Raw genomic sequence first — 22,927 nt, 5'->3', positions numbered from 1 at the left:
TGCTCCTGCGCGGTTATGCACCTGTGCCCCAACTGCATGACAACAGGGGCGTATTTTGGCCATGGGTGAACCTTGGCACAGTTTGCGCCTCGGTCAAAGCGCGACGAAACGCAATCAATACCGTCCCTTGCGGGTCGACAGCAACAAATTGGTCTCAGACCGCGTGACACCTTCCATGCGCCTGATCTGAAACAGAACTTCATCCAGCTCGGCCAGGGTCTCGGTGCCGATCTCGGCGATCAGGTCCCAACTGCCATTTGTCGAATGAACCGCCCGCACCTGACGCATTGCGGCAATCCGGGCCATGGTCCTTTCGGTTCCCCGGCCTTCAATTTCCAGCATCATCAGTCCGCGCACCGGGCTTTCAGCGACACCCTGCCGGGTCAGAACGGTAAAGCCTACAATCTCACCGGATTGCTTGAGGCGTTGCAGGCGGCTGCGTACCGTCGTGCGAGTCACCCCTAACACCTCGGCCAGTTCAGACAGGGATGCGCGGGCGTCCCTGTGAAGGGCATTCAGCAATCTGTTATCCAAATCGTCCAAATCTACTTTCCATTTCGTATTTCTACCTTTCATTTTGAACATTTTGCCCTCTTCTCGCAACCCAGCTTGTGTCGGTAGATAGACATATGGACAAAATGAACCTTATTCTTGCCGGTGTGCCAATGGACGCCGGAAAACAACGGCAGGGGTGCCGAATGGGCCCGGACGCCTATCGCGTAGCGGGTCTTGCACAAGCCCTTGCAGACCTTGGGCACAACGTTTCGGATATCGGAGACATCCACCCTGATCTGGTGGATATCCCCGAACACCCGCACTTGTTTTCCCTTCCCGAATGCGTGGGATGGACCAGCGCGCTCAGCCGTACAGCGCAGGAATCTTCGCAGACCGGACTACCGATATTCATGGGCGGCGATCACGCTTTGTCGATGGGAACCGTCGCAGGAATGGCGGCGCATGCAGATCGCGTCGGACGACCGCTTTTCGTTCTTTGGTTGGATGCCCACAGCGATTTTCACACTCCAAACAGCACAGGCAGCGGTAATCTACACGGCACGCCAGTGGCCTATTTCACGGGCCAGCCCGGATTCGATGCATTTCCCGCGTTGACTGCACCTGTTTCCACCGACCGTGTCGGCATGATCGGATTACGCTCGGTCGACCCGGCAGAGCGTGCAGCCTTGGAAAAAGACCATGCCATGCTGGTCGACATGCGCAGCATTGACGAGCACGGGATCAAGGCACCGCTGATGGCGTTTCTCGACAAAGTGCGCGCTGCGAATGGGATTTTGCACGTTTCGCTGGACGTCGACTTTCTGGACCCGTCCATCGCGCCCGCTGTCGGCACCACCGTTCCCGGCGGCGCGACCGAGCGCGAGGCGCATCTGGTCATGGAGCTTCTGCATGAAAGTGGCCTTGTGTGTTCGCTGGATCTGGTCGAATTGAATCCATTCCTTGATGAACGCGGCCGTACCGCAAAACTGATGGTCGATCTGGCGGCTTCACTGCTGGGCCGCCGCATCTTCGACCGCGTAACACGGAGCTTCTGATGCTGTCTCTGCAGGCACCTTCCGCCGTCGTCATGATCCGCCCCCACGCCTTTGCGTCCAATCCGGAGACTCGCGACGACAACGCCTTTCAAACGCTGGCAAATCGTTCCTCCGAGGCCACCTCGTCCGCAGCCCGCGACGAACATGACCGTGCGGTCGAGCAACTGCGCGAAGCTGGCGTAACCGTCCATGTGTTTGACGATCACGGTGAACACGATACCCCTGACAGCGTGTTCCCGAACAATTGGTTCTCTACGCATCCGGGTGGGCATGTGGCGATCTATCCGATGTTTGTCCCGTCTCGTCGGCGCGAACGCCGAATGGATGTGATTGAGATGCTGAAACAAGACTACCGCGTGCAGGACGTGATCGACTATTCGGGCCTTGAACCGGACGATCTTGCCTTGGAAGGCACCGGAGCCATGGTTTTGGATCACGTGGGCCGTATCGCATACACGGTCAAATCCAATCGTGCCGATCCAGTGTTGCTTGAGCGGTTTTGCACGCACTTCAACTATGAGCCTATCGCGTTTGAAGCACGGGACGCGCAAGGTCGGGACGTCTACCACACCAACGTTTTGATGGGCATTGGCACACATTACGCCCTGATTTGCCTGGACATGATCACCGATCGGGAACGCAGGGCGACGGTGCAGGCCCGGCTGGAAGAATCCGGGCGTACCGTTATTGATCTCAGCCACGAACAGATCGCCGAATTTGCTGGCAATGCCATCGAACTGGCCGGTCGCGATGGTCTGGTGCTGGCCCTGTCCAGCCGCGCGCTGGCCGCGCTTAGGCCCGATCAGCTTGCCGTGATCGAAGCAAGCGCGTCACCCTTGCCGCTTTCCGTTCCAACAATCGAAACCGCCGGTGGGTCGGTGCGCTGCATGATCGCAGGCATCCACCTGTCACGCCGCTAGGAGAATTCCCATGCAACCTTCTGACAAGGCGCTTGTTCCATTCGTTTCCGTCGACAACATGATGCGGTTGGTTCACCACATCGGCGTCGAGGCGATGATCACCCAGATCGCCGCCCAGATCGAGGCTGACTTCAAACGTTGGGAAAGCTTCGACAAGACCCCTCGCATCCCGGCTCATTCACCTCATGGGGTGATTGAGTTGATGCCGACTTCGGATGGCGAGGCCTACGGGTTCAAATATGTCAACGGTCACCCAAAGAATACGTCCGAAGGATTGCAAACGGTGACAGCCTTTGGCCTGCTGGCAGATGTCTATACGGGCTACCCCACTCTGCTGACTGAGATGACTATGCTAACGGCTTTGCGTACCGCGGCCACATCGGCGATGGTTGGCAAGTACCTGGCACCGAAATCTGCCACAACTATGGCGATGATCGGTAACGGAGCGCAATCCGAATTCCAGTGTCTTGCGTTCAAGGCGATGTGCGGAATCGATACAGTCCGTCTTTATGATACGGACCACAATGCGACCGCCAAATGCGCGGCGAACCTTGCGGGAAAAGGCTTGACGGTTGTCTCCTGCAAAACCCCCGAAGACGCTATCGAGGGCGCTCAGATCATCACGACCTGCACGGCGGACAAGAAATACGCAACGATCCTGACAGATAACATGGTTGGACCCGGCGTACACATCAACGCGATCGGGGGCGACTGCCCTGGCAAAACCGAGTTGCACCGGGACATCCTTCTACGATCAGACATCTTCGTGGAGTATCCGGAGCAGACAAGGATCGAGGGTGAAATTCAGGCTTTGGAAGCTGATCACCCCGTCACTGAGATGTGGCAAGTCATGACCGGGCAAGCCAAAGGCCGCACCGATGATCGCCAGATTACTCTTTTCGATAGCGTCGGATTTGCTATCGAGGATTTCTCGGCGCTTCGATACATCAAGACTGCCATTGAAGGCACTGATTTCTATGAAACTCTAGACATGCTGGCAGACCCTAACGATCCACGAGACCTTTTTGGGATGTTGATGCGGGCAAGCTAAGAACCCGCTCTGACGACTGACTGACCCCAGCTTTTCGCTGGGGTCTTTTTTATCCGGCCAGTGACGGCAGGTAGAGGACGATGCCCGGGAATGCCACGAGCAGAGCTATAGTCAGAGCATCCGCTACGAAAAACGGGGTAACACCCTTGAAGACGTCCTGAACACTCAAATCAGGGCGCACACCCGCCACGACAAAACAGTTCAGGCCGATAGGGGGCGTGATCAGGCAGAACTCAGCCATTTTCACAACTAAAATGCCAAACCAGATCGCACACATCGGGCCCGACATACCAAAGGCGCTGTCGGCGGCCGATACTGCCTCGCCGCCATTCAGGGCCATGACTGCAGGATAGACGACCGGCAAGGTCAGCAGCAGCATTCCGATTGCGTCCATGAACATGCCCAGCACCGCGTAGGCAAGCAGGATACAGATCAGGATCAGCATGGGCGACATCTGCAGTGACGTGATCCAGTCGGAGAACGCGCCAGGCAAGTCGGCGAACCCAAGAAAGCGCACGTAGATCAGAACACCCCAGATGATCGCAAAGATCATGGCGGTTAGCTTGGCGGTTTCCAGCAGTGCCGATTTGAACTGGGGCCAACGCATGCCATGGAACAGGGCAAAACAGAAGACGATAAAGGCGCCGATGGCGCCACCTTCGGTTGGAGTGCCCCATGCCTTTTCACCGAACGGGTTATAGACAAAGCAGATGATGATCAGGATGACAGCTACGATCGGCAATGCGCCCGGCAAAGCGGCAAAGCGTTCTTTCCATGTAAACCCAGTCACGGGAGGGCCAACGGATTTGAAAATCACGGCAATTCCGACGATCAACAATCCGTAAATCACCGCCGAAAAAGCCCCTGGGATGAAGCCTGCAAGCAGCAGCTTTCCTACGTCCTGTTCGACAATAATGGCATAGATTACAAGAATTGCAGAGGGCGGGATCAACGAAGCCAACGTCCCTCCTGCGGCGACCACGCCAGCGGCAAAGCGTTTGTTATATCCCACGGCCAGCATCTCTGGGATAGCTATCCGAGCGAACACTGCCGACGTTGCGACCGAAGCACCCGACACCGCAGCAAACCCGGCGGTGGCGAAAATGGTCGACACTGCCAGCCCACCCGGCACCCATGCCACCCAGCGTTTGGCGGCTTCGAACAAGGCCCGGGTCAGCCCCGCATAATAGGCCAGATAACCGATCAGGATAAAGGTTGGAATCAGGCTAAGCGTATGGGAAGCGACCTTGGAATGAGGCACCTGCCCTGCTGTTTTGACGGCGACCGTGACCGCCTTTCCGAACCGCCCCGGATCATAGCCGAACTTGGCCCAGAATATCCAAATCAGTCCGACAAGCCCGGCAAGTCCGGCAGCAAACGCCACGCGCATCCCGACCACGACCAGAGCCAACATGCCGCCCGTGACCCAAAGTCCGATTTCTATCGTGTCCATGAGTTATGAGCGCCCTTCGAACTGTTCAGCCTCTGCCGCTGCTTGCGCCGCAGCGTCCTGTATCAGCGGGACGGCAACCGGTGTTTCCAGCCCCAAAACGAAAGCGCGGCCATAACCCCATGCTTGCAGAACTAAACGTGCGGACAAAACGGAGAAGGCTATGGGGGCAAGCAGCTTGGCAGGCCAGATCGGAATACCAATGTCGATCGAGCTGTCTCTGCTCCAAAGAGGTGCACCAAAGTCAAAGGACCGGTCGAAATGAGCCCAACTGCCCCACACCAGCGCCAGCATCAAAGCGAGGATCAGCAGGATCGAAATCAATTCGAAAAACCATAGTGCCCGCCCGGTCAGGCGTGAGATCACGATGTCCATGCGAATGTGTCCGCCATCGCGTTGAACGAAAGAAATGCCCAAAAAGGCAATCAGGGGCATGGCCTGCTCGATCCAGTCCACATAACCCGGCAATGGCGCGTTCAAGGCATTACGTCCGCTAACAGACACGACCGCCAGAACCATCAGCCCGAACACCGCAAACCCGCTGATCAATGCCAAAAGCAGCTCAAATCTCAATAGTCGCTGATCCAGACGGCTGAGAAGACTGCCGTCTTCCAGCACCGTGGCCTGTCCTGCCATCCCCGTGACCCTCTACCTAAAAAGAAAAACCCGGGTGCCAGGTGGCACCCGGTCTGGAAGTCTAGTTGCCGCCGCGCTGTTGTTTCAGCGTAGCTTGAACCAGATCGTAGAGATCCTGAGCTGGCAAGCCCTGAGCGGACATATCTTCAATCCACTTCTCGCGGATCGGGTCCGCCGCCTTGGCGCGGAACTCTTCGATCACGGCGTCGTCGATCATCACTTTTTGGACGCCCTTCTCGTCCAAGACACTGTCCCATTGCTCTAACAGACCACCATAGTTGGCCAGGTAATGGTCAATGGCTTCATCAATCGAGCTGTTCAAAGCTTCAAGGTGCTCGGCAGGTAGGGATTCATAGGCTTCGATATTCACAACAACCGGGCAATTAACCGTCCCCGGGTTCAGGTTCGCTGTCCACCAATCAGCCTCATTGATCGTACCAAAGGACAGATGCGCGTGCTGGGCAAAGGCCACGGTATCGACAACGCCAGACTCCATAGCATTGTAGGCTTCGGTTGCAGGCACGGATGTCGGCACACCGCCTACGGCTTCGAACGCCTGACCCAAACCACCTGTGGCGCGCACGCGCATTCCTTCGAAATCTGCTAGTTCGTCACGTGCATCACCGGTACCGACCAGATTGTACTGTGGCATAGGCGAAGTCATAATGATCCGGGCGTTCCACTGCGCCATCTCGTCTTTTACCGCCGGGTGATCATAGACAGCGTGGCTGACCGCCACCTCTTCGTCCAGCGTATTCACGCCGAGAAACGGCAATTCCAGGACGGTGATCGCCCGGTTTTTGTCGCGATGATAACCCGCGCAAAACTGTGCCATTTCAAAGGCGCCGATTTCGATTCCGTCCAGGTTTTCACGCGGTTTGGACAAACCGCCGTAGCTGACATTGATGGTGAAGTCACCGTTAGTCTTTTCGCTGACCAGCTCAGCCAGCTTTTCCACATGTTCGGTAAAGGCCCGGCGCTTACCCCAAACCGAAGCATTCCATTCGGTTGCAGCCGCTTGGGTAACAAACGACATGCTCAGGGCGGCGACAGCTGCACCGCTCAACATCTTGTTCATAATGATTTCTCCCTTTGGTGCGCCCCCTCCCGAGGCGCTTGGAGGTAAAGCTAGCGCCAACCTTAGGATGTGCCAACCCCTGCATCGGAAACGTGCCAGTTTAGACAATTCAGCTAGACAAAGAGCGCTAGCCCTGACCGGCACGCACAAAATAGGTAGCCTGACGTGATAGATTTTTTTACAGGTTAGCAATTGTTTTTGTGTTATTTTTTAACGCACATCAGTATTTATTTACAAAATTCCCTGGCCTTCAAAAATTTGTTTACAAACAAATCCAAGGATTACGGCAATTTATTTATTTCTTTTCAGAACTCCGTATTATCCAAAGTTGGGGAGGAACAGGGTCGACTTTGCCTAATCGGCGAGCAAAACGGTCCAATATCATCCAGTCCAGAGGGAGGAGCCTCAAAAATGACTACCGCTGCCCAGGCAGATGCCAATACCTATCCGCCATCCGCAGAAACCGTCGCGCGCGCCCATGTCGATGCTGACAAGTACGCCGACATGTATGCGGCCTCGGTGAGTGATCCTGATGCATTTTGGGGCGAACACGGCAAACGGGTTGACTGGATCAAGCCATACACGCAGGTCAAGGACGTCAATTACGACTTCGGGTCGGTTAAGATCAACTGGTATGCCGATGGCACGTTGAACGTTTCGGCCAACTGCCTGGATCGACACCTGAAAACACGGGGCGATCAAACCGCGATCATCTGGGAACCGGATGATCCAAACGATGCCGCCGAGCACATTACCTATGCCGAACTGCACCGCCGCACCTGCCGGATGGCCAACATTTTGGAATCGATGGGCGTGCGTAAGGGTGACCGTGTCGTCATCTATCTGCCGATGATCCCCGAAGCTGCATATGCCATGCTGGCCTGCGCCCGGATCGGCGCGATCCACTCGATCGTTTTCGCAGGCTTCTCGCCTGACGCTCTGGCCGCGCGGATCAATGGCTGCGACGCAAAAGTTGTAATCACCGCCGATGAGGCTCCGCGCGGTGGGCGCAAAACGCCGCTTAAATCAAATGCCGACGCGGCACTGCTGCACTGCAAGGACACAGTGAAGTGTTTGGTCGTCAAGCGTACCGGTGGTCAGACCACATGGATCGATGGCCGCGACTATGACTACAACGAAATGGCGCTCGAGGCGGATGACTACTGTGCACCCGCCGAGATGAGTGCAGAAGATCCTCTGTTCATTCTGTATACCTCAGGTTCGACCGGCCAACCCAAAGGCGTTGTACACACGACGGGCGGGTATCTGGTCTATGCCGCTCTGACGCATGAGATCACCTTCGACTATCACGAAGGTGATGTCTACTGGTGCACGGCGGATGTAGGCTGGGTCACCGGCCACAGTTACATCGTATACGGTCCGCTGGCCAACGGCGCGACAACGCTGATGTTCGAAGGTGTGCCGACCTACCCCGATGCCAGCCGATTCTGGCAGGTTTGCGAAAAGCACAAGGTCAACCAGTTCTACACCGCCCCGACCGCGCTGCGCGCCCTGATGGGGCAAGGCAACGAATGGGTCGAGAAATGCGATCTGAGCGATCTGCGCACATTGGGCACGGTCGGCGAGCCGATCAATCCTGAGGCATGGAATTGGTACAACGAAGTTGTCGGTGGCGGCCGCTGCCCCATCGTCGACACCTGGTGGCAGACCGAAACCGGCGGCCATCTGATGACGCCGCTTCCGGGTGCACACGCGATGAAGCCTGGCTCGGCCATGAAACCTTTCTTCGGCATTCAGCCGGTGGTTCTAGACCCGCAATCGGGTGTCGAGATCCAGGGCAACGGAGTCGAAGGTGTGCTCTGCATCAAGGACAGCTGGCCCGGCCAGATGCGTACCGTCTGGGGCGATCATGAGCGGTTCCAGAAGACGTATTTCGCCGACTACAAGGGCTATTACTTCACTGGCGACGGCTGCCGCCGCGACGATGATGGCGATTACTGGATCACCGGGCGCGTAGATGACGTGATCAACGTCTCGGGTCACCGCATGGGCACAGCCGAGGTTGAAAGCGCGCTGGTAGCACATGCCGCCGTTGCCGAGGCCGCTGTTGTTGGCTATCCGCACGAAATCAAAGGGCAAGGCATCTATTGCTACGTCACCCTGATGAACGACCGCGAACCCAGCGATGAGTTGATCAAAGAGCTGCGCACATGGGTCCGGACCGAGATCGGACCTATAGCCAGCCCCGATGTGATCCAGTGGGCGCCGGGCCTGCCGAAGACCCGTTCGGGCAAGATCATGCGCCGTATCCTGCGCAAGATTGCCGAGAACGATTTTGGCTCGCTGGGTGATACTTCGACACTCGCCGATCCGTCGGTGGTCGAAGACCTGATCGAAAACCGTGCAGGCAAGTGAGGATGTGATGGACGCTGCCACAATCACCACACCCACTGTTCTGATCCTTCTCGGCCCTCCGGGTGCCGGGAAGGGTACACAGGCCCGTATGCTCGAAGACAAGTTCGGTCTGGTTCAACTCAGCACTGGCGATCTGCTGCGCGAAGCCGTCGCAGCGGGAACTGAAGCCGGAAAAGCGGCGCAAGCCGTCATGGAAGCCGGCGATCTGGTCAGTGACGGGATCGTCATCGCCATCCTGCGTGACCGCATGGCCCAACCGGACTGCGCCAAGGGCGTCATTCTGGACGGTTTTCCGCGCACCACAGTTCAGGCCGAAGCCCTGGATGGCTTGCTGGCCTCGGCAAACCAAAAGATCAACGCGGCCATCAGCCTCGAGGTTGAAGACGCTGAAATGGTGACCCGTATCTCGGGTCGTTACACCTGTGCAGGTTGCGGCGAAGGGTTCCATGACACGTTCAAACAACCTGCCGAAGAGGGCAAATGCGACAATTGCGGCCATACCGAATTCAAGCGCCGCGCCGATGATAATGCCGAAACGGTGGCCTCTCGTCTTGAGGCTTATCACGCACAAACCGCGCCGCTGATCGACTACTACCAGAACCATGGTGTGCTGAAACGCACCGACGCCATGGGCAAGATCGAAAACATTGCACGCGATCTGGAAGAGATCGTCGGCGACGCGATGAGTTAAGGGGAGGAGATAAGCCCAACACTCCGGGCTTTGATCCTACAACAGAATACTTCATAGGCCCCGCCTTGGCGGACCAGTGGAGTTTTGCCCGACGCCAACCAGGCGTTTGGCACAATCGAGAAGCGACCCGACGCACTGGAGGAGTATTGCTCCGGGTCGCCAACGAGGAAGCGAAGGAGGAACCCGCAATGGCGGATAATTCGACAAACTCCGCGCAGGCTGCCGACGCCGATAAGGGTTATTGGCAAGCCAACCTGCGCCTCATCTACATCAGCCTCGCGATATGGGCGCTGGTGTCGTTTGGATTCGGCATTCTGCTGCGTCCATTGCTGTCCGGTATCGCCGTTGGCGGCACCGATCTGGGCTTTTGGTTCGCTCAGCAAGGATCGATTCTGGTCTTTCTGGTGCTGATCTTCAACTACGCCTGGCGCATGAACAAGCTGGACGCCGAATACGGTGTTGAGGAGGACTAAGCAGCATGGACCAGTTTACCATTAACCTGCTGTTTGTTGGCGCGTCCTTTGCGCTTTACATCGGCATCGCGATCTGGGCCCGCGCGGGTTCCACATCTGAATTCTACGCCGCGGGTCGCGGCATCCACCCGGTCACCAACGGTATGGCGACAGCGGCTGACTGGATGTCGGCAGCTTCGTTCATCTCGATGGCGGGCCTGATCGCCTTTACCGGCTACGACAACAGCTCGTTCCTGATGGGCTGGACTGGCGGCTACGTGCTGCTGGCACTTTTGCTTGCGCCTTACCTGCGGAAGTTCGGCAAATACACCGTGTCTGAATTCATCGGTGATCGCTTCTACAGCCAGACCGCACGTATCGTTGCGGTGATCTGTCTGATCGTGGCGTCGGTGACCTACGTTATTGGTCAGATGACCGGCGTTGGCGTGGCCTTTGGCCGCTTCCTCGAGGTATCGAACACCACCGGTCTGCTGATCGGCGCGGGCGTTGTGTTTGCTTATGCGGTGTTTGGTGGGATGAAGGGCGTGACCTACACTCAGGTCGCTCAGTACTGCGTGCTGATCACCGCCTACACCATCCCGGCGATCTTTATCTCGCTGCAGCTGACCGGAAATCCGGTTCCGGCGCTGGGTCTGTTCGGTGATGCCGCAGGTGGTGAGCCGCTGCTGACCAAACTGGACGCCATCGTGGCCGAGCTTGGCTTTGCCGAGTACACAGCACACCATTCGAACACGCTGAACATGGTGCTGTTCACGCTGTCGCTGATGATCGGTACCGCCGGTCTGCCGCACGTGATCATGCGCTTCTTCACCGTGCCGAAAGTGTCTGACGCACGCTGGTCCGCTGGTTGGGCGCTGGTGTTCATCGCGCTGCTGTACCTGACCGCCCCTGCGGTTGGCGCCATGGCTCGTCTGAACATCACCGACATGATGTGGCCCAACGGTGGCATCGAAGGTGGCGCCGTATCGGTCGAAGAGATCGACAACGATCCGCGCTATGACTGGATGGCCACGTGGCAGAAAACCGGTCTGCTGGATTGGGAAGACAAGAACGGCGACGGCAAAATCCAGTACTACAACGACAAGTCCGAAGCCATGCAGGCAATTGCGGAAGAAAAAGGCTGGGTCGGTAACGAGCTGACCAAGTTCAACCGTGACATCCTGGTTCTGGCCAACCCCGAGATCGCAAACCTGCCAGGTTGGGTAATCGGTCTGGTTGCGGCCGGTGGTCTTGCGGCCGCTCTGTCGACCGCTGCGGGCCTGTTGCTGGCGATCTCGTCGGCTGTGTCCCACGACCTCGTCAAAGGTGCGATCAACCCGTCGATCTCTGAAAAGGGTGAACTGCTGGCGGCGCGGATCGCAATGGCCGTGGCCATCGTTGTTGCAACCTACCTGGGTCTGAACCCACCGGGCTTTGCGGCGCAGACGGTTGCTCTGGCGTTTGGTCTGGCGGCTGCCTCGATCTTCCCGGCGCTGATGATGGGGATCTTCTCGACCCGCATCAACAACACCGGCGCGGTTGCTGGTATGCTGGCGGGTCTGACCGTGACCCTGGTCTACATCTTCCTGCATAAGGGCTGGCTGTTCATTCCGGGCACCAACTCGTTCACCGATGCTGATCCGCTTCTGGGTCCGATCAAGTCGACCTCGTTCGGCGCCATCGGTGCGATGATCAACTTTGCGGTTGCCTACGTAGTTGCAGGCATGACCAAAGAGACACCGCAGGAGATCAAAGATCTGGTCGAAAGCGTACGCATTCCCCGTGGTGCGGGCGCAGCTCAGGATCACTGAGTTAGATGCGGTCGGCGGCTAACGTCTCTGACCGTATCCTTCGATCCACTGTACCCGCCCGGCATTCCACCGGGCGGGGCTTTTATTTCAGAGTTCCAGAGACACACAATGCCCCTGTCCCATGATGAGATCACGCGGTTTCTGAAATCCGTACACCCGTATGACGCCCTTTCCGCAGACGCGCTGGAGGACCTTGCCAGTCAGATCAAGGTCTGGGAAATCGAGGCGGATTCAGCGGTTTACGAATTGGGACATCCCCTGCCCGGCGTATTCGTCATCTATGAAGGTCAGGTTGAAATTACAGATGAGAACGGCGCAGTCGTTTCGCATTTGGGGTTACGCAACTCCTTTGGCGAACGTGGTTTGCTGAAAGATGGCAAGGCCGCAACCAAAGCGAGGGCGCATACGCCTTCCATTCTGATCGTGCTACCGCCCGACCTGGTGCACACTTTGATCTCCGAACACGATGTGGTCGCGAAATTCTTCAATCGCTCGCGCGGCCAGCGCGCTGGTCCGCAGAGCCTGGCCACCAGCGCCGTTGACGTGCTGATGGCGCGCGACCCGGCCACCTGCCCTCCGAACACGTCGGTTCAACAGGCAGCGCAGATGATGCGCGACAGACATATTTCTTCGCTTTGCGTGACTGAGGATGAAGCGCTGCTGGGCATTGCCACTTTGCGGGACATTTCCGGTAAGTTCGTAGCGGAGGCACTGCCGCAGAATACTCCGATTTCGGCCATCATGACGGCTAACCCAATTACCTTGTCGCCCAATGACATAGGTTCCGATGTTCTGCACGTGATGATGGAGCGCGGGATCGGTCATATTCCGATCTCTGAAGCCGGTCGGCTGGTTGGAATTGTAACGCAAACAGACCTGACCCACTATCAGGCGGTCAGTTCGGGCGAGCTCGTGCGCCGGATTGCGCGCGCGAACACGGCACAGGACATGGCGAGTGTCACGGCCGAAATCCCACAACTCCTGGTACAGTTGGTTGCCGGCGGCAACCGCCACGAAATCGTAACCCGCTTGATTACGGACATTGCAGACACGGCAACACGCCGTTTACTTGCACTGGCGGAAGACAAGCTCGGCGCCCCTCCTGTGCCCTATCTGTGGCTGGCGTGCGGTTCACAGGGGCGGCAGGAACAGACAGGTGTGTCGGATCAGGACAATTGCCTGATGCTGGATGACAGCGTAACCGATGCGGACATGGACTATTTCGCGAAGCTTGCGAAGTTTGTTTCAGACGGGCTGGACATCTGCGGGTACTTCTTTTGCCCTGGCGACATGATGGCGACCAATCCGCGCTGGTGTCAGCCTGTACGGGTCTGGCGCGACTATTTCCAGGGGTGGATCGCAAAGCCCAACCCCGAGGCACAGATGCTGGCCTCGGTTATGTTTGACCTGCGCCCCATCGGCGGCGCGTTCGAACTATTCACAGACTTGCAGACCGATACGTTGGCCGCCGCCAATGCAAACTCGATCTTTGTGGCGCACATGATCTCAAACTCTCTTAAACACACGCCGCCGTTGGGGTTGTTGCGCGGGTTTGCCACCATCCGCTCGGGCGAGCATCGCAACACGCTAGATCTGAAACACAACGGCGTGGTGCCGGTGGTTGATTTGGCTCGTGTCTACAGCTTGCAGGGCAAACTGACCGAGGCGAACACTCGTGCGCGCCTGAAAGCTGCCGAAGCGGCAGGCGTGCTCAGCCATTCTGGGGCACACGATCTGCTGGACGCGTATGACCTGATCGCGGAAACGCGCTTGGACCACCAGGTTCGGCTGGTCAAATCCGGCGAAAAGCCTGACAACTACCTGCCACCGTCCGAATTGTCGGACTTTGAGCGAAGTCATCTGCGCGATGCCTTCGTCGTGGTAAAAACGATGCAATCCGCGGTCGGCCACGGCAAGGGAATGCTGGGTTAACATGCGGATGAAGAACGGAGAGACGACATGTTTCTGGAATTGATCGGCACAGTCTTTGCAGGCTTTGCCTTTGCGGGCATCGTCATGGTGGCAAACAAGCTGACCGGAGGGCGGTTGCCCAAATGGGCTGCCCCTGTGGCGGCAGGTGTGGGCATGATCGCCATGACCATTTCCAGCGAATACTCGTGGTACGATCGAACACGCGGTCAGTTGCCGGAAGAGTTGACCATTGTGCAAGAGGTCGAGAGCCGCGCCCTCTATCGCCCCTGGACCTATGCGGTGCCCTTCGTGGACCGGTTTGCCGCCATCGACACCGTGTCGGTGCGCACCAACGAAAGTGTTCCGGAACAGCGCCTGGTCGATCTGTATTTCTTTGGCCGCTGGGCTCCGGTTTCCAAAATGCCGATTGCTGTAAACTGTGTCGAAAACAGCCGGGCCACACTGGCCGATGGAGCAGAATTTGCCGATGACGGGCGTCTTCTGAACGCCGACTGGTTTGTGGCGGGCTCTGGCGACCCGGTCATCGAGGCGACCTGCGGGGTCTGAAAATGTTTAACCACCTGAGCCTACGCCTGCGGATTTTCCTGTTCTTCTGCCTGTTGGCGGTCGGAGGATTGCTCGTCAGTTCGACCGCGTTGTGGATCAGCTATCAAAGGGTCGGCAACCCAGACCTGTTGGACGCCTACATATTTGCAGGGCTTCTGATCGCCTTTGGGTTTCTGGGCTTGATCGTCGGCGTCTGGCTTCTGTTCGATGACAACGTGGCGAAACCGATCGAGCGCCTGTCGGCGCAGCTGCGTGCCCGGGCACACGCCGGTGTCAGCACAGAGCTGGATCTGCAAGCAGCGCGGTATCTGGGAGACCTGGCCCCGGCCGCTGCAGGGTTGGCGGAACAACTGGCCGACACTGCGATGAACACAGCCGAAGCCGTTGCTGCCGAGACCGCCCACCTGGCCACCGAAAAGCAGCGGTTGACCGCGCTGCTGACCGAAATTCCCGTCGCCATGTTATTGGCCGGACCAAAGCATCAGATTGTTCTTTACGACGCGCAAGCAGCTGAGGTTTTGGCGCAAATCGCGCATCCCAGACTAAATGCATCGCTGTTTGACTATCTCGAAAGCACCGGGTTGACGGATGCTTATGCCAAGATGAACAAAACCGGCATGGATGTCTATTGCACACTGACCAGCGTTGACGGGCGACAAACTTACACTGCCCGGATGAAACCGCTTGGTGATGCGCCGGGGTATATGTTGATTTTCGAAGACAGCATTGCTCGCATCCCGCCCGACGATGCCCGTCCGCTGGTATACGATTTCGATCTTTTGGACACGCCGGGCGATGATGTCTTTGAAGACCGCACGCTGTCTGACCTGATCTTCGTCGTATTTGACACGGAAACAACCGGGCTTTTGCCCCATAAGGATGAGATCGTGCAGATCGGCGCAGTTCGCGTCGTGAAAGGAAAAATCGTTGAAGGCGAGCAGCTGAATACTTTGGTCGATCCTGGCATTCCGATCCCTGTTGCCTCGACCAAAGTACACAAAGTCAACGACGCAATGGTACAGGGTGCACCAGATATCGCCAGTGCCGGGCGCAGTTTTCACCAGTTTGCACGTGACGCCGTGATCGTGGCCCACAACGCGCCGTTCGACATGGCCTTTTTGCGCCGCCACGCGGACAAGATGGAAGTGGAATGGACACACCCTATTCTGGACACAGTTCTGCTTTCGGCAGTTCTGTTCGGAGCCAGCGAAACGCATACCCTGGATGCGGTATGCGACCGACTTGGCATTTCCATCCCCGAGACACTGCGGCATACAGCTCTGGGCGATGCGGTGGCAACTGCCGAGGTTCTGGTCCGGATGCTGCCGATGCTTTCGGCCCGCGGCATGGTTACCTTTGGCGATGTTATCGCGGAAACCCGTAAACACGGGCGGTTGCTGGAAGATCTGAACTGACCAAAAAGATGTGAACTTGACCTAGCTTTTCGTGGACAATCCCGGCACGGCGTGGCACCTGAGACGAGCCCAGTGAACGAGCGTGCAATGACCGAAAAGACCTTTATGCCCAACCCGGACCAAAGCATGGCCTTTCGCGAGGCATTGGGGTGTTTTGGCACTGGGGTCACGGTCGTTACGGCCCATACGGAGAACGGTCCGCACGCCATCACCGTCAACTCGTTTTCGTCCGTATCTCTGGACCCGCCATTGGTGCTTTGGTGCCTGGCTCGGGACTCGAACCGGTTTGATACTTTCAGCACCTGCCAATCTTATTCGATCCATGTAATGGCGCAGGACCAGCAGGATCAGGCGGTGAAATTCGCCCGTAACGGACTGGATTTCTCGCACGCGGACTGGCAGCTCGATGAGGCCGGACGACCGCAACTGGCAGGTTGTCTGGCCCGTTTCGACTGCAGCCTTCACGACTGTCACGAGGCCGGCGATCACTTGATCCTGGTCGGTCATGTGGACAAGGTCATGTACCGCAAAGGTCAGGGGCTGATTTTTAAACGTGGTCAGTTCGGCGGGTTCGCCGATCTGTTCTGAGGGCTATTCGTCCAAAGAGCCGTGCACGGCCAAGGCTTCCAGCTGTGCATCCTGCGGAGTGATCACACGAAACGCCTCGTGCACCCCTGCCCCGGTCAATTCGCGCGCAACGGTCAGCAGCGTGTTTGGCGCGTGCTCCTTGCACAGTTCGGACATATGGTCCAACTCGGCCCGCGCCACGCCCAACGCGGCCTCGACCGATGGTGCACCATAGATTCGCACAAAATGTTCAGCCAGATTCTGAGTGATCTGTTCTTGCTCAGCGGATTCGATCTGCGTCACCGCCACAAAGGTTACACGACCAAAGGTTTCCAATCCCAGCCACCCATTGGCAAAGGCCTGCCGCGCCTTGCCTTCAAGATCACCCTCACCCCAGTTGGAAAACTCGAACCCACCCGAGATGCACCATTCGCCGGTGCGAGCCGGGACATGAAAGACGTTCATATCGCTTTCGTCGAAGTGAATGGCTCGTGCGAGCTTCATCTTGTGTCCTCCAGCAAATCCGTTAGGGGGCGCAGATGGGTGTCCGCACCGTCACGGATCAACATTCCAAACCGTTCGTCTGTTCCCAGAAACACACCCCGCCCGTCAATCGGCTCGCCAACGCCGCGCAGCAGACCCATCCACTCGGAATGCAGAGGCGCATTGCCATCCTCCTGCCAGCGGTTGAGCCAAGTCAGCATGTGGCGTGACCAGCTTTCGATCAGCTGCGTGGAAGACACCTCAGCGCATCCCTCATCATACAAAGCTGTCACATCCGGTGTCTTACCCGGTGCATCGCCTGTTTGCAGCAGCGCCAGTTCCCAGCCGATCACCAGCCAATCGGGTGCTTCACCCGGTTCACAGTCAGAGGAGGCAGCGCGAAACTGGCCGCAGCGCGCTCCGTTCACACAAATCAACCCGTCCCATCCCAGATGCACAGCCACTTCAGGCGGGGCGAGTGCGCCCAACGCATTCTGAAAGCCCAAAGCACACAGCGGCAACATCGCCATGGCGTCAGCCAAGGCGACCTCAGGGGCAAAGACAATTGCAACCCTCAGACGGTCGGCCTGAATGTTGTAGACGACAGCGCCGGACTCACAGCCCAGCGCGGCCATTGCCTGGGCCCGTTCAAACGGATCCTCCACACCCTGCACCGGATGGCCCGTCAGCAGAGGGGGAAAGACCGGTTCACTCATGCGTTGCCCTTGGCAATCATGTCACGGGCGATCTTGCGGAAAGCATCGGCCTGCGGAGTGTCGGGTTTGCTGACGACGATGGGGGCGCCGCCATCCGCCGCCACCCGGATATCCAGATGCAACGGGATTTCCCCCAGCAGTGGAACGCCCAGCGCCTCGGCTTCGGACTTTACACCGCCATGACCGAACACGTGTTCCTCATGCCCGCAGTTTGAACAGATATGGGTGGACATGTTCTCGATCATCCCGACGATCGGCGTCTTGAGCTGATTGAACATATCGATCCCCTTGCGGGCATCGATCAGCGCCACGTCCTGAGGGGTCGAAACGACAATAGCACCGTCTACTTTGAACTTCTGGCTCAGCGTCAGTTGCACATCACCGGTGCCGGGCGGCAAGTCGACGATCAGCACGTCCAACGCGCCCCATTGCACCTGACTCATCATCTGCTGCAGCGCACCCATCAACATCGGACCGCGCCAGACAACAGCCTGCCCTTCATTGGTCATCAGCCCCATCGACATCATCGTCACGCCGTGATTGCGCAACGGCAGAATAGTCTTTCCATCTGGGCTGGCCGGACGGCCCGAGACACCCAACATCCGTGGCTGCGACGGTCCGTAAACATCCGCATCCAGCAGGCCCACGCGCCGCCCTTCAGCCGCCAGCGCACAGGCGAGGTTGGCGGAGACCGTGGACTTGCCCACCCCACCTTTGCCCGAGGCAACAGCAATAATCCTGTCCACACCGGGCACAGCCTGGGGTCCGGTTTGTGACGGCTTGGGTTTCGGCTTCAGATCAGGCGGAGCCTTGTCGGAATGCGCGGTCAACATAGCCGAGACATTGGCCACACCGTCCACCATCTGCGCCGCCTGCTCGGCAGTGGCACGCACCGGCTCCATACGCTCGGCCTGTTTAGGATCGATCTCCAGCACAAAGCGCACAGTGTCGCCTTCGACGTTCAGCGCGCGCACAATCCCCGCGCTGACAATGTCCTGACCGGAAACCGGGTCGGTGATCTTTTTCAGGTTCGCCAGAACCGCATCACGGATGCTCATGCGTCATTCCCCTTGATCTGCACCGTGGTGCGCGCTTTGCGTATCGACAAAAAGCAGTCGCCGCTCATTGCATGTATCTCCGTCTCATTCTGCTTATTTGACGCATTTGCCCGTGGGCCGTTAGGCTGGGCCATGCGCTTTGTTCTCTTGTGCCTGAGCCTGACGCTCTCTGCCAGCCCTTCCTTGTCGCAGGAGGCGCTTGGCCTTGCGGCCCCGGATGAGGTTTCGGCCTCTGGCCTATTGCAACATATCCTTCCGCGCTTCTCTCTCAAGACCGGGATACGCGTTGTCGCGGAAGAAAATGGTGAAATGTCATTGTCCCCTGCGCCACCCGGCGATCCGGTCTTTGCCCGTGACGGAGTCACCTACCATTTGCGCACCAACGACAATGCCCGCCAGATCCGTTTCCGGGACTGGTTGTTGTCCGATATCGGTAAGCGCACAGTCGAAAGCTTTGCCCCTTCGCAGGGTGCGCCGTTCAGCGCCAGATTTGAGGTCGCTTCTGTCGAGGATGAACAAACCGTTGAAGGCGATGTCAGTCTGGGACAGGAATTGTCGATGACCCATTGCGGCAGATGTCATGTCATCGGCCCACAGAACAGGATGAACGGTTTGGGTTCGACACCGTCTTTTTCCGTCCTGCGCGCGCTGCCGGACTGGTCCGAGCGATTTCAGGCGTTCTTTGCTTTGAACCCCCATCCCGCTTTCACACAGATCCAGGACGTCACCCCTCCATTCTCCAAGGAACGCCCATCTCCGATTCATCCGGTCGAGATGACCATGGGCGATCTCGAGGCAATTGTGGCCTTTGTCGCTGCCCTCAGCGCCGCCGATCTGGGCGCCCCACTTCAATTTCAGTGATCCTTGCGCTTTGAGAAGTAATCCTCGGTGGTCACAACAGGCGGCCTGGGTTTCGACGTGAATGGATTGTCCTGACTGTGGAACTGCGCATTAACCCGGCAATTATCGCACATCTGGATCATCCGGGCCTGTTCCGAAGTGGCAAACATCGGATGCGTGCCCGAGAGTTTTTCCATAACCCGTTCGACGGTTGATTTCACACCGAACAAAGCGCCACATTCGATACAGGCAAACGGTTCTTCCTCGTTCAGAACCCGCTGAGACAGAGCGGCATCACTGAGATCCAGTTGCGGCACCAGTGTAATGGCCTTTTCCGGACAGATCGTACGGCAGAGCCCGCATTGCAGGCAGGCGTCCTGTTGAAAATTCAACTGAGGCTTGTCCGGGTTGTCGGCCAATGCGCCCGAAGGGCACAGGGACACACAACTGAGACACAGGGTGCAGGTATCCGTATTCACGGCAATCGCGCCATAAGGAGCACCTTCGGGCAAAGGCAATGGCACCTCCGTCCCGGGGTTAAGAGCCTGTGCGGATAGCCTCGCGATCTGTCTCCGGTTACCCAGCGGCAGGACCGGATCGGTCAAGGACGTGAGAACCTCTTGCCCGTACAGGATATCCGAAAGGGCGTCAGGGTCCGCAACATCGATCAAGCCCAACACCGCCTGTCCGGCAATAGCTTGCGCCAGCGGCAGTTCCCGATCCAGCGCATCGCGTTCGGTTTTGGGGGACAGCAGAACATCCACACGCGCAAATCCATGCGCCAGACCTGCCAGCATTTCCGCATGTCCGACCCCGGACACGCCATTAAGTTCCAGCGGAATGACATCTGCAGGCAGACCCCGGCCAAATCGGGCGGCAAGTCGGATCATCTGCGCCCCGTGGCCGTCGTGCACCAAAAGCCGCGGCGCCGTGCCGCCAGCACGGCGATAGGTACGGGCCAGAATATGCATCCGTGCCAGCAGCGCCGACACCGGCGGGTCTTCATAGGTAATCGCGGTCGAGGGGCAAAGGGCCGCACATTCACCACATCCCGCGCAGATCATTGGGTCGACAGCAACATGCTCACCCGCAGGTGTGATCGCTCCTGTGGGACAGACGTTCAGACAATTTGAGCATCCCACCTGCTCGGCCCGAGAATGGGCACAGAGCGCTTCGTCCAGCCGCACATAAAGCGGTTTTTCAAAGGTGCCGACATGTTGCGCAATTTCAAGAGCCAGCTTGGCCACGGCAACCGCATCACGAGGATCCGCCCGCAGGTAGCCTTCGCGTTTCTCTGGTGCTGCGACCAGAGGCGTGTCCCCTGTCAGATCGACGACGATGTCACAACGCGAAGTGGCCCCATCCCGCGGAGCGCTCCACCCAAAAGCACCGCGCCCGCCGGGCTCCAACTGCTGAACCTGATCTAGACGCAGGGTGAAGCCGCCCAGAGCACCGGTCAGACCACTTAGTCGACCACGAACCACATCAAATGCGCGGCTAAGCGGTTCCGCTGCATCCGTAACCAGAACCGTGACAGCCAGATTCTCGGAAAGAAGTTCAGCCAAGTCAAAGGCAACGTCACCGGGGCCGATGACGCAACATGTCCCCTCGCTGATGACATCAACACTGGGGGTTTCGGGCTGAGGCAGTAGCGCCTCGGCAGCAAGGGCCGCCATCTTTGGCGTTGCCTCATGGCCCTGATCGGACCATCCCGCCCGATCCCGAAGATCGACAAATCCGGGCTGGTCAACACCCAGCTCTTCCGCCAGTTCGCTAAAAACCTGGGTCTCTTGCCCGCAGGCGATCACTATTGGCTCACCCGGCTGCAACAGTTTCGCCGCCGCCTCCAACTCGCGTGTGCACAGTGCAGTATGAACTTTGGAGCAAGCCGTTTCACAGGCCGTGGAAATCTCATCGGGGTTCAGCGATTGCGACCCCGCGCAGTCGCATAGCAAAATCTTGGTCGCCATTTTTCTCCCCACACACGTTCCCATTGCAAGCAGCTTAGACCTAAACCTGATGGTGACAATGCGGCGGGATCAAAGAAACCAATATTTGTGCACTAATTTTCATCACGGTCCAATCTGCTCGCCGGTTCAGCGCTCAAAAACGAATAAATAATCTGTGATAGCGACCTTTGCGCTCGATGCAGACTTGGCACGCAGTCGTTTTGTGTACCATAGTACATCTAAGAGAAGGCAGGGGAGAGCCTTTTCGGGGAGGAAGCGTGGCCAAGGCCGCAAGTCAAATCGAAATGCCGGTTGGTGTTGTTGTGCGCAAAACGCCCGGGGTTACTCGCTGGGCGAAGTGGAGTTGGCGTGCCGTCGCTGCGTTACCCGGCGCGGGTCCCGCGAACTGGCAGGAACTGCGCCGCGAGGGTGAGGCCGTGGAATACCATGCGGCCACCCTGCCCCTTACTCTTTGGGCAGACGAAACCGAAAGCTATATGGTGAACCTGTCGGACGGACAGCCGTCACTCTATCTGGTCCTGCGGGACGAGTTGGATGGGGATAGCCCGCTGAACGCCGTTCTGGTCACGGCCTCTCCCTTTGAAGGTCAGGATTACGCCGATACCGGTGAAGAGATCGTCGAGAAAATCCCGATGAGTGATGGGCTGATCGCATGGGTGCGGGATTTCACCTTGCAGCATCATCGCGACGAGGTCTTTGTAAAGCGTCGCCGTGACAAAAAACGGATCGATCTGGTCGAAGACGGCCGGGGCGACGCCCGCATTCGTCAAGCCTCGGACGTCTACCGAGCGCCGCGGAGGGTTGTACAATGACCGAAGCCCGCGATTTCTGGTCTCGTCGCAAGGCCGCTGTGCGGGCTGAAACTGAGGCTGAAAGCGAGGCCGTCGAAGCCCAGACATTGGCCGCTCACCAAGCTGAACTTGAAGAAAAGAGCGACATTGAGATTCTCGCTGAATTGAACCTGCCGGACCCGGACCACCTGCAAACGGGCGACGATGTTTCGGCGTTCATGGCAAAAGCCGTTCCCGACCGTCTTCGCCGCCGCGCTTTGCGCCGGCTGTGGCGACTGAACCCGGTTCTGGCCAATGTGGATGGTCTGGTTGATTACGGTGAGGATTATACGGACGCGGCCTGCGTGCTCGAGAACATCCAGACTGCCTATCAGGTGGGCAAAGGCATGTTGGCCCATGTCGAGACATTGGCGGCAGAAGCAGTTGAAGACGAACCCGAGGCTGAGGTCGAAGTCCCGGAACCCGAGCCAAATCCTGAGCCAATGGGGGAGCCGGTCGAGGAACCGGTTCTATATGCCGAAACCGAAGAGGCTGAAGAAGTCGATTATCCCTATGCCCCGCGCCGCATGAAATTTGAATTTGAAGGATAACCCA

At 57.9% G+C, this 22,927-nt stretch carries 22 protein-coding genes; 14 read left to right on the top strand and 8 right to left on the bottom strand.

Annotated features, from left to right (window positions below; all coding sequences use genetic code 11):
- Window positions 1-114: 114 nt before the first annotated feature.
- Window positions 115-543 carry an Lrp/AsnC family transcriptional regulator gene (locus tag AC2TDA_RS09950; RefSeq protein WP_480879489.1) on the bottom strand — a complete coding sequence of 143 codons (429 nt, stop codon included), beginning with the start codon at window positions 541-543 and terminating at the stop codon, window positions 115-117.
- 86 nt (window positions 544-629) lie between these two features.
- Between AC2TDA_RS09950 and rocF the strand changes: the two genes are divergently transcribed.
- Genes rocF through AC2TDA_RS09935 form a run of 3 tightly spaced genes read left to right on the top strand, consistent with a single transcriptional unit; the run spans window position 630 to window position 3,521 of the window.
- Window positions 630-1,550 (top strand): arginase, encoded by a 921-nt coding sequence (gene rocF / locus AC2TDA_RS09945; RefSeq protein ID WP_480879131.1) that lies wholly within the window; start codon window positions 630-632, stop codon window positions 1,548-1,550.
- Window positions 1,550-2,470: a citrulline utilization hydrolase CtlX gene (ctlX, locus tag AC2TDA_RS09940; protein ID WP_480879130.1), complete on the top strand. Its 921-nt coding sequence runs from the start codon at window positions 1,550-1,552 to the stop codon at window positions 2,468-2,470. Before rocF ends, ctlX begins: the two co-directional genes overlap by 1 nt.
- Before the next feature lie 10 nt (window positions 2,471-2,480).
- Window positions 2,481-3,521, top strand: coding sequence for an ornithine cyclodeaminase (locus tag AC2TDA_RS09935; RefSeq protein ID WP_480879129.1), 1,041 nt, complete (start codon window positions 2,481-2,483; stop codon window positions 3,519-3,521).
- A 49-nt stretch (window positions 3,522-3,570) separates the two neighbouring features.
- Here the strand turns inward: AC2TDA_RS09935 and AC2TDA_RS09930 are convergent, their stop codons facing one another.
- The 3 genes from AC2TDA_RS09930 to dctP form a co-directional block, all read right to left on the bottom strand.
- Window positions 3,571-4,974 carry a TRAP transporter large permease gene (locus tag AC2TDA_RS09930; protein WP_480845884.1) on the bottom strand — a complete coding sequence of 468 codons (1,404 nt, stop codon included), beginning with the start codon at window positions 4,972-4,974 and terminating at the stop codon, window positions 3,571-3,573.
- A gap of 3 nt (window positions 4,975-4,977) precedes the next feature.
- On the bottom strand, window positions 4,978-5,607 hold the full coding sequence (locus AC2TDA_RS09925; protein WP_480879128.1) for a TRAP transporter small permease: 630 nt from the start codon (window positions 5,605-5,607) through the stop codon (window positions 4,978-4,980).
- A 61-nt stretch (window positions 5,608-5,668) separates the two neighbouring features.
- Window positions 5,669-6,685, bottom strand: coding sequence for a TRAP transporter substrate-binding protein DctP (dctP, locus tag AC2TDA_RS09920; protein WP_480879127.1), 1,017 nt, complete (start codon window positions 6,683-6,685; stop codon window positions 5,669-5,671).
- Between the two features lie 411 nt (window positions 6,686-7,096).
- Between dctP and acs the strand changes: the two genes are divergently transcribed.
- The 8 genes from acs (at window position 7,097) to AC2TDA_RS09880 (ending at window position 16,496) form a co-directional block, all read left to right on the top strand.
- Window positions 7,097-9,061, top strand: a complete 1,965-nt coding sequence (gene acs / locus AC2TDA_RS09915; protein ID WP_480879125.1) for an acetate--CoA ligase — start codon at window positions 7,097-7,099, stop codon at window positions 9,059-9,061.
- Window positions 9,062-9,068: 7 nt separating this feature from the next.
- Entirely contained in the window at window positions 9,069-9,752 is a 684-nt protein-coding gene (locus tag AC2TDA_RS09910) for an adenylate kinase (RefSeq protein ID WP_480879124.1), read from the top strand.
- 188 nt (window positions 9,753-9,940) lie between these two features.
- Window positions 9,941-10,225, top strand: a complete 285-nt coding sequence (locus AC2TDA_RS09905; protein WP_480845893.1) for a DUF4212 domain-containing protein — start codon at window positions 9,941-9,943, stop codon at window positions 10,223-10,225.
- Window positions 10,226-10,230: 5 nt separating this feature from the next.
- A complete protein-coding gene (locus AC2TDA_RS09900) occupies window positions 10,231-12,015 on the top strand; it encodes a sodium:solute symporter family protein (protein ID WP_480845894.1) in 1,785 nt (594 codons plus the stop codon).
- A gap of 108 nt (window positions 12,016-12,123) precedes the next feature.
- A complete protein-coding gene (locus tag AC2TDA_RS09895; protein WP_480879123.1) occupies window positions 12,124-13,947 on the top strand; it encodes a putative nucleotidyltransferase substrate binding domain-containing protein in 1,824 nt (607 codons plus the stop codon).
- A gap of 27 nt (window positions 13,948-13,974) precedes the next feature.
- On the top strand, window positions 13,975-14,493 hold the full coding sequence (locus tag AC2TDA_RS09890; protein ID WP_480845898.1) for a hypothetical protein: 519 nt from the start codon (window positions 13,975-13,977) through the stop codon (window positions 14,491-14,493).
- A 2-nt stretch (window positions 14,494-14,495) separates the two neighbouring features.
- On the top strand, window positions 14,496-15,908 hold the full coding sequence (locus tag AC2TDA_RS09885) for a 3'-5' exonuclease (RefSeq protein ID WP_480879122.1): 1,413 nt from the start codon (window positions 14,496-14,498) through the stop codon (window positions 15,906-15,908).
- An 87-nt stretch (window positions 15,909-15,995) separates the two neighbouring features.
- Entirely contained in the window at window positions 15,996-16,496 is a 501-nt protein-coding gene (locus tag AC2TDA_RS09880) for a flavin reductase family protein (RefSeq protein ID WP_480879121.1), read from the top strand.
- A 3-nt stretch (window positions 16,497-16,499) separates the two neighbouring features.
- On the opposite strand, the gene AC2TDA_RS09875 is transcribed toward AC2TDA_RS09880, so the two are convergent.
- From AC2TDA_RS09875 to AC2TDA_RS09865, 3 genes are read right to left on the bottom strand one after another with little or no spacing between them, the layout of a single operon-like run.
- Window positions 16,500-16,979, bottom strand: coding sequence for a DUF6505 family protein (locus tag AC2TDA_RS09875; RefSeq protein WP_480879120.1), 480 nt, complete (start codon window positions 16,977-16,979; stop codon window positions 16,500-16,502).
- Window positions 16,976-17,674, bottom strand: a complete 699-nt coding sequence (locus tag AC2TDA_RS09870; protein WP_480879118.1) for a biotin/lipoate--protein ligase family protein — start codon at window positions 17,672-17,674, stop codon at window positions 16,976-16,978. The genes AC2TDA_RS09875 and AC2TDA_RS09870 overlap by 4 nt, the downstream gene beginning before the upstream one ends.
- Window positions 17,671-18,732: an Mrp/NBP35 family ATP-binding protein gene (locus tag AC2TDA_RS09865; RefSeq protein WP_480845905.1), complete on the bottom strand. Its 1,062-nt coding sequence runs from the start codon at window positions 18,730-18,732 to the stop codon at window positions 17,671-17,673. The genes AC2TDA_RS09870 and AC2TDA_RS09865 overlap by 4 nt, the downstream gene beginning before the upstream one ends.
- Window positions 18,733-18,864: 132 nt before the next feature.
- On the opposite strand from AC2TDA_RS09865, the gene AC2TDA_RS09860 reads away from it, so the two are divergent.
- Window positions 18,865-19,593 carry a c-type cytochrome gene (locus AC2TDA_RS09860; RefSeq protein ID WP_480879117.1) on the top strand — a complete coding sequence of 243 codons (729 nt, stop codon included), beginning with the start codon at window positions 18,865-18,867 and terminating at the stop codon, window positions 19,591-19,593.
- Here the strand turns inward: AC2TDA_RS09860 and AC2TDA_RS09855 are convergent.
- The gene (locus AC2TDA_RS09855; RefSeq protein WP_480879116.1) at window positions 19,587-21,542 is read right to left on the bottom strand and encodes a 4Fe-4S binding protein; all 1,956 of its coding nucleotides are present in this window, start codon (window positions 21,540-21,542) and stop codon (window positions 19,587-19,589) included. The genes AC2TDA_RS09860 and AC2TDA_RS09855 overlap by 7 nt on opposite strands.
- Before the next feature lie 257 nt (window positions 21,543-21,799).
- On the opposite strand from AC2TDA_RS09855, the gene AC2TDA_RS09850 reads away from it, so the two are divergent.
- A complete protein-coding gene (locus AC2TDA_RS09850; protein WP_480845908.1) occupies window positions 21,800-22,354 on the top strand; it encodes a DUF3305 domain-containing protein in 555 nt (184 codons plus the stop codon).
- Window positions 22,351-22,923, top strand: coding sequence for a DUF3306 domain-containing protein (locus AC2TDA_RS09845; RefSeq protein ID WP_480879115.1), 573 nt, complete (start codon window positions 22,351-22,353; stop codon window positions 22,921-22,923). Before AC2TDA_RS09850 ends, AC2TDA_RS09845 begins: the two co-directional genes overlap by 4 nt.
- Window positions 22,924-22,927 lie beyond the last annotated feature (4 nt).

It is taken from the genome of Ruegeria sp. HKCCD6426 (assembly GCF_057221115.1).
The sequence above is the reverse complement of the archived record's forward strand: the minus strand, read 5'-3'. Positions and strand labels throughout refer to the sequence as shown.

What these genes read in the sequence shown, in the direction of transcription:
- AC2TDA_RS09895 (WP_480879123.1), top strand. Translation starts at nt 12,124, where the DNA reads ATGCCCCTGTCCCATGATGAGATCACGCGGTTTCTGAAATCCGTACAC.
- AC2TDA_RS09930 (WP_480845884.1), bottom strand. Translation starts at nt 4,974, where the DNA reads ATGGACACGATAGAAATCGGACTTTGGGTCACGGGCGGCATGTTGGCT.
- AC2TDA_RS09910 (WP_480879124.1), top strand. Translation starts at nt 9,069, where the DNA reads ATGGACGCTGCCACAATCACCACACCCACTGTTCTGATCCTTCTCGGC.
- AC2TDA_RS09865 (WP_480845905.1), bottom strand. Translation starts at nt 18,732, where the DNA reads ATGAGCATCCGTGATGCGGTTCTGGCGAACCTGAAAAAGATCACCGAC.
- AC2TDA_RS09900 (WP_480845894.1), top strand. Translation starts at nt 10,231, where the DNA reads ATGGACCAGTTTACCATTAACCTGCTGTTTGTTGGCGCGTCCTTTGCG.
- rocF (WP_480879131.1), top strand. Translation starts at nt 630, where the DNA reads ATGGACAAAATGAACCTTATTCTTGCCGGTGTGCCAATGGACGCCGGA.
- ctlX (WP_480879130.1), top strand. Translation starts at nt 1,550, where the DNA reads ATGCTGTCTCTGCAGGCACCTTCCGCCGTCGTCATGATCCGCCCCCAC.
- AC2TDA_RS09875 (WP_480879120.1), bottom strand. Translation starts at nt 16,979, where the DNA reads ATGAAGCTCGCACGAGCCATTCACTTCGACGAAAGCGATATGAACGTC.
- acs (WP_480879125.1), top strand. Translation starts at nt 7,097, where the DNA reads ATGACTACCGCTGCCCAGGCAGATGCCAATACCTATCCGCCATCCGCA.
- AC2TDA_RS09860 (WP_480879117.1), top strand. Translation starts at nt 18,865, where the DNA reads ATGCGCTTTGTTCTCTTGTGCCTGAGCCTGACGCTCTCTGCCAGCCCT.
- AC2TDA_RS09845 (WP_480879115.1), top strand. Translation starts at nt 22,351, where the DNA reads ATGACCGAAGCCCGCGATTTCTGGTCTCGTCGCAAGGCCGCTGTGCGG.
- AC2TDA_RS09905 (WP_480845893.1), top strand. Translation starts at nt 9,941, where the DNA reads ATGGCGGATAATTCGACAAACTCCGCGCAGGCTGCCGACGCCGATAAG.
- AC2TDA_RS09885 (WP_480879122.1), top strand. Translation starts at nt 14,496, where the DNA reads ATGTTTAACCACCTGAGCCTACGCCTGCGGATTTTCCTGTTCTTCTGC.
- AC2TDA_RS09890 (WP_480845898.1), top strand. Translation starts at nt 13,975, where the DNA reads ATGTTTCTGGAATTGATCGGCACAGTCTTTGCAGGCTTTGCCTTTGCG.
- AC2TDA_RS09880 (WP_480879121.1), top strand. Translation starts at nt 15,996, where the DNA reads ATGACCGAAAAGACCTTTATGCCCAACCCGGACCAAAGCATGGCCTTT.
- AC2TDA_RS09855 (WP_480879116.1), bottom strand. Translation starts at nt 21,542, where the DNA reads ATGGCGACCAAGATTTTGCTATGCGACTGCGCGGGGTCGCAATCGCTG.
- dctP (WP_480879127.1), bottom strand. Translation starts at nt 6,685, where the DNA reads ATGAACAAGATGTTGAGCGGTGCAGCTGTCGCCGCCCTGAGCATGTCG.
- AC2TDA_RS09925 (WP_480879128.1), bottom strand. Translation starts at nt 5,607, where the DNA reads ATGGCAGGACAGGCCACGGTGCTGGAAGACGGCAGTCTTCTCAGCCGT.
- AC2TDA_RS09870 (WP_480879118.1), bottom strand. Translation starts at nt 17,674, where the DNA reads ATGAGTGAACCGGTCTTTCCCCCTCTGCTGACGGGCCATCCGGTGCAG.
- AC2TDA_RS09935 (WP_480879129.1), top strand. Translation starts at nt 2,481, where the DNA reads ATGCAACCTTCTGACAAGGCGCTTGTTCCATTCGTTTCCGTCGACAAC.